Origin of the sequence: Streptomyces sp. NPDC059989 (assembly GCF_042736975.1) — a bacterium.
Lineage (GTDB): Bacteria > Actinomycetota > Actinomycetes > Streptomycetales > Streptomycetaceae > Streptomyces.
This window is the reverse complement of record NZ_JBHWUO010000048.1, coordinates 49,937-56,422: the sequence shown is the minus strand read 5'-3', so window position 1 is coordinate 56,422 and position 6,486 is coordinate 49,937. Positions and strand designations below refer to the sequence as shown.

Sequence of the window (6,486 nt, the reverse complement as noted above, 5' to 3'; positions counted from 1 at the left end):
GCGTCGCTTCGCGATGGCCTTCGGCCACCCTTGACAGGCCGTCCCGCCACGGAAATACGAAGACTGCCGGGAACCCCCCAAAAGAACGGCACGGGGCGGAGAGACCGGGGGCGGGGAGATCAGGGAGCGACTGCCCGTTCCGGGGGCCAGCCAATGCCCACCACCCAGGCCGGGCAGGGGTGGGGGCGCGGGCGCCAGGGAGACTTCCGCCCGGGGCCGATAGGCACGCCTGTTCCGGGTCGGGGGCGGCCGAAGTGTCATCAGACAGCGGCCAGAGAGGGTTAGCGGCAGGTCAGGCTGGTGGACGCGTCAGATCGCTACGCGCTTCTCTTTCTCGGCGTCCGGCGGCCGTCCTGGGCTGGGAATAGGCCGCCACTAATCGCTACGCGGCTGGGGTGACCTGGCGGCGATCGGCCCGCCATGGGCTGGACATAAGCCGCCCAAGATCGCTACAAGCGTCCCCGAGACGGCGACAGTGGGCAGTTTATGGTGATTTGGTGGCGGATTGGGGGCCGCCAAGCGGCTTGGCGGAGTGTGAGGTTGAAAAGTCCGGCATCCGGCTCCATCTGGGCACTTCTCCACGACAAATCCGGCCGCAGACGCCCCCGACAGTCCGTCTCACGGCTGCGACCGCCACCAACCTGCCGCAGGCGCCCATCACGGGCACTCCTGGCGCCGGTGAGCGCGAGCAACCTGCCGCATCCGCCCACCGCTGGACACTTCTTGTGCCGGTGAGCGCCCGCCAACTACCGGCAGGCACCCGCCCACCGCACTGGACCTACCGATGAGCGCCACCAACTGCCCGCAGGCCCCCTCACGGGCACTTCTGGTGCGGGTGAGCGCCCACCAACTACCCGCAGGCGCCTGCCCACCGCACTGCACCTACCGATGGGCGCTGGCGACTACTTGCAGACCCCGCCCACCGCACCTCTACGGTTGGTGGGCGCCACCAACTGCCCACAGACCCCCTCACGGGCACTTCTGGTGCGGGTGGGCGCCGCCCGCCCACGGGACTTCTTGTGCTGGCGGGTCCGCCCACTGGCCGCAGACGCCTGCCCACGGCACGTCGTCTGCAGGCGGGCGCCCCGCCGACCGCCCGCAGACGCCCGCCAGCCCCCACACCCACCCCATCGTGGGCGGCTTATGTCCAGCCCATGCCGGTCTGATCGCCGCCCACTCACCTCAGCCGCGTAGCGATTAGTGGCGGCCTATTCCCAGCCCCAGACGGCCGCCGGACGCTAAGCCGATAGGAGCGCGTAGCGATTTGAGGCGTCTGCGGCTCCGGATGGGCTTCTCGCCGCTGTTTCGTGCAGGTAGGGCCGCCCCCGACCCAGGACCTGCCTGCCAATGGGCCCCGGGCTGAGATCTGCCTGGTGCCCGTGGCGCCACCTCTGCCCGGCCTGGGTGGTGGGGTTTGGCTGGTGCCGGGAACCGGGCGGTCGCTCCCTGATCTCCCCGTCCCTGTGTCCTCTGACCCGTGCCGTTCTTTTGGGGGGTTCCCGGCAGTCTTCGTATTTCCGTGGCGGGACGGCCTGTCAAGGGTGGCCGAAGGCCATCGCGAAGCGACGCGACCGCAGGGAGCGCCCTTGACAGGCCGGCCCGACACGGAGAGACGATGAGACTGACGGGAAACCCCCAAACCCTCCCTGATACCGGATAGCTGGGTCCCGACCCCCGAAGCCACCGACCCGCAGCGCGAACCCGACGGGCCGGCTTTCGTTCGCCGTTCGCCGCTCGTCCCGATCCGCTGGGGTGGGTGGGCAACCCCCGGCTGGCCCCCGTTACATGCTCAGCGACCGCGCATAGTTGATCTGCCCCATCACCCGCTGGTACGCCATCGCGTCCGTGGCCGGGAGCATCGTGGAGTGGTGGCGGCCGCCGCTGGTGACCGTGATCTGGATGTAGCCCGTGGTCTTCTTCTCCTTCATCAGGAGGAAGAGCAGGCCGAGCAGGCAGAACAGGAAGAAGATGACGGCGAGCACGATGGCGTGCGCGGGGATCTTCTCCTCGGTGCGCGAGAAGTCCGTCGCGTTCCACATCGCGCCCCTGAGCGGCATCGAGCCCGACGGGGTGATGATCTGGTCGCCGGCGATGCTGATGTCGCCGAGGGAGAAGCCGGCGCCGCCCGGGGCGGCCGTGGGGTAGGCGGGGGTCGGCATGCCCGTGCCGCCGATGGTGGGCTGGTAGGCCGGGGCCACGGGGTAGGGCTGCGGGTAGCCGTAACTGGCCTCGCCCGGGCCCCACTTGTAGTCGCCGCCCTGGCTGGGGTCGCTCGCGTAAGGATTCGGCTGCTGCTCGCTCATGCGGCCGATCCTTCCACAACGACCCGCGCTCACATACCCCGGTCAGAGAGCCGCTTCGACAATCCCGACGACGCGCGCGATGACGTCCTGCTTGGTCGCCTCCGGGGTCGGCAGGAAGGAGTAGGTGACGATCCGTCGGCCGCCGGCCGTGCCGAAGGCGCCGTTGGAGTACTGGGCCATGCTGCCGGTCTTTCCCCAGACCTCGGTTCCGTCCGACAGTTTGGAGTACGCCAGCCCGCCCTGGCTGTACGGAAGTTCCTTGGAGGTCGCGGCGAGCTTGGGCATGACGAACAGCTGTGCCTGCTGCGCCGGCGGCAGCAGGCGGCCGCCCAGCAGGGCCTTCATGAAGCGCTCCATGTCGGGGGCGTTGGAGATCATCCCGCCCTCCGCCCACGCCCACGGCTCCTTCGGGGTCGGTTCGGCCAGCGACGGGCTCGGCATGGAGGCGTCCCCGGTCCGCGGGAGGTAGGTGTGGCGCAGGCCGAGCGGGCGGGTGATGCGGCGCTGGAGCTCGTCGGCGTAGGAGCGGCCGGTGACCTTCTCGATGGCCAGGCCGAGGATGAAGTAGTTGCCGCCGTTGTACTGCTGGGTGGTGACGGGGTGTTCGGGCGCCGGGCAGCCGTCCGCGGTCCAGGCGGCGACGACCTTCTCGGGGGTCAGGCCGAGCCCGTCCCGGAGGTCCCCGCAGGGCGCGCGCAGGCCGCTGGTGTGGCTGAGGAGCTGGCCGATGGTGATCGGCGCCCAGTGCGCGGGGATGGTGTCGGGGAGGACCTCGCGGATCGGGGTGTCCAGGGTGAACCGGCCCTCCGCGACCAGCTGCAGCACCAGGGTGGAGGTGAAGAGCTTGGTCATGCTGCCGATCCGGAAGGAGGCCGCCGGGTCCTGGGAGACCGGGCCCGCCGCCTTCGTCCAGTGGATGCCGGGGACGCCGGAGCCGGACACCCGCACCATCGTCCCGTTCGCGACGCCGTCGGGGGTCATGAGCTGCGCCAGCTTCTGCTCGTCGAGCGCGTACCGCTGGTCCCCGATGCGGGCGGTCGCCGGCGCCGGGGCCGGGTTCTGCCGGGCCGAGGCCGGCAGGGCGCCCGCGGTGACGGATGCGAGGGCCGCGCCGGCGGCGACCAGGGTGATCCAACGGGCTCTGTGGGTAGCGGAGTTGGAGGACTTCGAGGGCTTCGAGGGCTTGGGGTTCGCGGGGTTCGTCATGGCTGTAATGCTGCCGTGAGGAAGATCCACCGGACATGGGGGACGACCCCCACCCACCCCTGACGCGGCCCTGACCGGATGGAGGGTCCCGCCCCTGAGCGGACCGGCCGTTGTCAGTGCCCAGCCCTATGGTCGGGGGCATGGGAATGGTGACCTTCGTCGACGAGACGACTGCCGGGGGCCGCGCCGACGGCTGGGAACTGGAGATAGCCGAGGAGCGGCTGGCGCTGCGCGAGCTGATCCGGCGCAGGGTGTTCCAGGAGGTCGCGGAGTACCACGCGCAGCGCCCCGAGGTCTTCCGGGGACTGGTGCGGCCGGAGGGGACCGAGAGCATGCTGAACGGGTACGCGCTGCGGACGCCGCGCCGCATCGACCCGGAGCGGCAGACCGAGCTGGCGCTCAAGGCCTTCGAGCGGAACGGGTTCCTGGTGCTGGTGGGGGACCGGCAGGTCACCGCGCTGGACGAGGAGGTCGACCTTCCGCTCGGCACCGAGGTCACGTTCCTGAAGCTCGTCGCGCTGGTGGGTGGCTGATGACGACGAGGCACGAAGTCGAGGCGGAAGCGGTCGAACTGCTCGGCAAGGCACTGGGCGGGCGCTTCGGCCATCCCGAGGTGAAGGAGCAGCTCGCCCGGGTGCAAGCGCGCCCGGAAGCGGACCGGCGCCGGATGATCGAGGTGGTCGCCGACCGCTACCGGCGGGAGACCGACACGGAGAAGGTGCAGTGGCAACTGCTGACCCTGATCGCGATCGCCGGCCGAGGTCTGGACGCTCTCCCGCTGGCGCAGGAGCGGATCGCCCGGCTCGATGCCGTCTCCCGGACCCACACCTATTGGTACGGCGACCGGCACGAGGCCCTGGCCGAGGCCGAGCTCGCCGCCGGGCACGCGCTCTCTCCCGCCGTGATCGCGACCATCCGGCGCAGCGCCATGAGCGCGTACGGGGAGCGCGTCCTCACCGACCTCGCCGGGCGGCTCACCGAGCCCGTGCTCAATGTCGGCGAGGAATGGGCCGAGCGGGCCATGGCGGACGACCGCTCGCGGGAGCTGCTCGGGTACGCGCTGACCGCCACCGCCGCCAAGCCCTCCGCGAAGTGGGAGAAGGGCGGCCGGGCCGTCATCGAGGCGCTCGGCGCCGACACCGTCCGCGAGGCGGTGCTGTCGTGGCTCGCGCTCGTGGGGCGGCCCCGCACCTTCGAGCTGGAGCGGGGGCAGTACGAGCCGGACGTCAACAGTGCCTTCGATCCGTACAACGCCAACGCCCTGCGCGGCCTGGCCTGGCTGCTGTCCTTCCTCCCGCCGCACCCCGCCACGGTCCGCGCGCTGGGCGCGCTCGTGGAGAGCTCGCTGCGCAAGGCCGCCGGGCTCGGGCCGCGCAACCCCAAGGTGGCCAATGCGGCGGTCAACTCCCTGGCCCGGATGGAGGGTGAGGCCGCGCTCGCCGAACTGGCCAGGCTCGGCACCCGGGTGACGTACAAGGGCACCGCCAAGCTCATCGACGCGGCGCTGGAGACGAGGGCGGCGGCGCTCGGGCTGAGCCGCGAGGAGATCGAGGAGCTGGCCGTACCCGCGTACGGGCTGACCGGGGTCGGCCGCGTCGAGTACCGGCTGGGCGAGGTCGAGGCGCTGCTGGAGGTCAGGGGCAACCGCGCCGTGCTCTCCTGGCGGAACGCGGCGGGCAAGGCGGTCAAGAGCGTTCCGGCCGCCGTGCGGCGCGAGCACGCGGAGGAGCTCAAGGAGCTCAAGGCCGCCGTCAAGGACATCGACAAGACCCTGTCCGCGCAGGCGGAGCGCCTGGACCGGCAGTTCCTGGCGCGCCGCAGCTGGTCGTACGGGCCGTGGCGCGAGCGGTATCTCGACCACCCGCTGGTCGGTACCGTCGCCCGCCGGCTGCTGTGGACCGTCGACGGCACGGCCGTCGGTTTCGCGGACGGGGAGCTGCGCACCCTGGCGGGCGATGCGGTCACCGAGGGAGCCGATGTCGAGCTGTGGCACCCGGTGGACCGGGAGCCCGCCGAGGTGGTCGCCTGGCGGGAGTGGCTGGAGCGGCACGCCGTGACCCAGCCCTTCAAGCAGGCCCACCGCGAGGTGTACCTGCTCACCGACGCCGAGCGGAGGACGGGGAACTACTCCAACCGCTTCGCCGCGCACTTCCTGCGCCAGCACCAGTTCCACTCCCTGGCGTCGGTCCGGGGCTGGCGCAACAAGCTCCGGCTGTGCGTGGACGATTCGGCTCCGCCGGCCGTCCGCGAGCTGCCGCAGTGGGGGCTGCGCGCCGAGTACTGGATCGAGGGCGAGGGCGAGGACTACGGGGTCGACACCACCGAGGCGGGGACCTATCTGCGGCTGCGCACCGACCAGGTCCGCTTCTACCCGATCGACGCCCCGGAGAACCGGGCCGGCACGTACGGCGGCGAGTACACGATGTGGGTGCGCGACGGCCGGGACCGCGTCGAACCGCTGCCGCTGACCGGGATACCGGCGCTCGTGCTGAGCGAGGTGCTGCGGGACGTCGACCTGTTCGTGGGCGTGGCCAGTGTCGGCAACGACCCGACCTGGTCCGACGGCGGGCCCGAGGGCCGGTTCCGTGACTACTGGACCTCGTACGGCTTCGGCGAGCTGAACCAGAGCGCCGAGACCCGGCGGGTGCTGCTGGAGCGGCTGGTGCCGCGCCTGGCCATCGCCGACCGCTGTACGGTCCAGGGCCGTTTCCTACACGTGCGGGGCGAGCTGCACACGTACAAGATCCACCTGGGCTCGGGGAACATCCTGATGACGCCGGGCGACCAGTACCTGTGCATCGTGCCCGGCGGGTCGGGCGCCTCCGGAGCCCCCGAGACCGGCTACCTGCCCTTCGAGGGGGACCGCACCCTCGCGGTCGTCCTCTCCAAGGCGATGCTGCTCGCGAAGGACACGGAGATCACCGACCCGACGATCACCAGCCAGCTCCGCCGCTGACGGCCCACGGGAACGGACGAG

At 71.3% G+C, this 6,486-nt stretch carries 4 protein-coding genes; 2 read left to right on the top strand and 2 right to left on the bottom strand.

Translation table 11 applies throughout. The features are described from left to right. Positions 1 to 1,781: 1,781 nt before the first annotated feature. A complete protein-coding gene (locus ACFWBN_RS31520) occupies positions 1,782 to 2,303 on the bottom strand; it encodes a hypothetical protein (protein ID WP_385182393.1) in 522 nt (173 codons plus the stop codon). A gap of 42 nt (positions 2,304 to 2,345) precedes the next feature. Then, positions 2,346 to 3,509, bottom strand: coding sequence for a serine hydrolase domain-containing protein (locus tag ACFWBN_RS31515; RefSeq protein WP_385182390.1), 1,164 nt, complete (start codon positions 3,507 to 3,509; stop codon positions 2,346 to 2,348). A 140-nt stretch (positions 3,510 to 3,649) separates the two neighbouring features. Between ACFWBN_RS31515 and ACFWBN_RS31510 the strand changes: the two genes are divergently transcribed. Then, the gene (locus ACFWBN_RS31510; protein WP_385182387.1) at positions 3,650 to 4,042 is read left to right on the top strand and encodes a hypothetical protein; all 393 of its coding nucleotides are present in this window, start codon (positions 3,650 to 3,652) and stop codon (positions 4,040 to 4,042) included. Then, positions 4,042 to 6,465 carry a DUF4132 domain-containing protein gene (locus ACFWBN_RS31505; RefSeq protein WP_385182384.1) on the top strand — a complete coding sequence of 808 codons (2,424 nt, stop codon included), beginning with the start codon at positions 4,042 to 4,044 and terminating at the stop codon, positions 6,463 to 6,465. The genes ACFWBN_RS31510 and ACFWBN_RS31505 overlap by 1 nt, the downstream gene beginning before the upstream one ends. Positions 6,466 to 6,486 lie beyond the last annotated feature (21 nt).